Consider the following 434-nt stretch of genomic DNA (forward strand, 5'->3'; position numbering starts at 1 on the left):
ATTCGAAACGCACGAAAGATTATCGTCTCGACGTTTGGGAAAAACTTTGATCCGCTGTCAGAGCGCGTTTTTCGCGGCGCAGCTTTTCCGTCAAATGCCGCAAATCCGAGAGAGCTTTTCTGATTGATTCGAGCGGATAACTCTCTGTCCATTCGCCGGCAGCAATTTGCTGCTGCTGAACTTTTTCCAGCAAACTGCCGAAAGTTTGCGAATTGAACAGTTCGGTTTCCAGAAAATCTTTTGAAACGTGCAGATTACGGGCAAGTCGGGCAATTGTTGAATTCGGCATCGTCCGGTTTCGCCACAGCGTCCGTAAAGCACAGCGATTCTTTATTCTCTGCTCGATTGCCGGCGCGCTTTCGACCCAATAATCAACGCCTTTTTTGCCCATTACCATCCATTCGTTAATCTGCGTGGACAATCCTAAATCGGTG

At 48.2% G+C, this 434-nt stretch carries 1 protein-coding gene; it reads right to left on the reverse strand.

Going from position 1 to position 434, the window contains the following annotated elements; all coding sequences use genetic code 11:
- Positions 1-19: 19 nt before the first annotated feature.
- Positions 20-434: hypothetical protein (locus I6F37_RS40625; RefSeq protein WP_225154464.1), on the reverse strand; the 415-nt coding region annotated here is incomplete at its 5' end.

The sequence above is a fragment of the Bradyrhizobium sp. NBAIM08 genome (assembly GCF_020193935.1).
GTDB lineage: Bacteria > Pseudomonadota > Alphaproteobacteria > Rhizobiales > Xanthobacteraceae > Bradyrhizobium > Bradyrhizobium yuanmingense.